Here is a 715-nt window from a genome sequence, read left to right as displayed (position 1 = left end):
AGTAGTTGTTTATAAGAGACAGCAATTTTGTACGGTCTTTTTGCTCGTGTGGATGCGGTCAGCGATGGCCTGGTCGGTAAGAGCCTCTTTGCAGAGCAGGTTCAAGACCTCGATTTCCCGCTCCGTCAGCTTGGTCAAGCCGCGCAACTCACGGGGCATGCGCAGTTCTCCATTGAGGGCACTTTTGGCCCCCTCCAAAAACACAGTGCGCCGCTCCATTTTGTTGACTGCGGCAAATCCACCTTGGTGTTTGCTGATCAGGCCCACCAAAGGAGTCAGCAGCAGCGGCTCGCTGGAATAGGCCATTACATTCAAAGTAGGATAGTTCTCGAAAATGTGGCGCAAGAACTCTAGACCAGGTTCAGCAGACTGTTCGCCACTGGTTTGGCCGTAGAGCAAGTCGGCTACTACCAAGTCCGGCTGCTCCCGCTGCAGGCGCAGGATGGCGTCCATCGGATTGGAGACTGTGATGCATTGAGCATCTGCTGCAATCCGTTGCAGCCACTCGCAATTGTTTTGGGCGACCTCGGGATGATCCTCGACCACCAAAAACTTGAGCGGGGCAGTTCGGTTCTCGACCTCAAACATCGATCCACTCCTCCAAATCCATTGTCGGCTGTGGGGGGGACGGCTAAAACCCCTTTGCAGTTTAGGGATCCCACCGACAAGCTACCCTAGTGTAGCCTCAAGTTAGGCCTGAGAAGGCCTAGCAGGG

General features: G+C 54.7%; 1 protein-coding gene. It reads right to left on the bottom strand.

Features of this window, described 5'->3' with window-relative positions; genetic code table 11:
* Nucleotides 1-9 precede the first annotated feature (9 nt).
* Complete coding sequence (locus NW858_RS09175; protein ID WP_414520339.1) at nucleotides 10-588, bottom strand: DNA-binding response regulator; 579 nt, start codon at nucleotides 586-588, stop codon at nucleotides 10-12.
* Nucleotides 589-715 lie beyond the last annotated feature (127 nt).

It is taken from the genome of Synechococcus sp. H55.10, from assembly GCF_047502715.1.
Lineage (GTDB): Bacteria > Cyanobacteriota > Cyanobacteriia > Thermostichales > Thermostichaceae > Thermostichus.
This window is presented reverse-complemented; position numbering and strand designations above follow the sequence as displayed.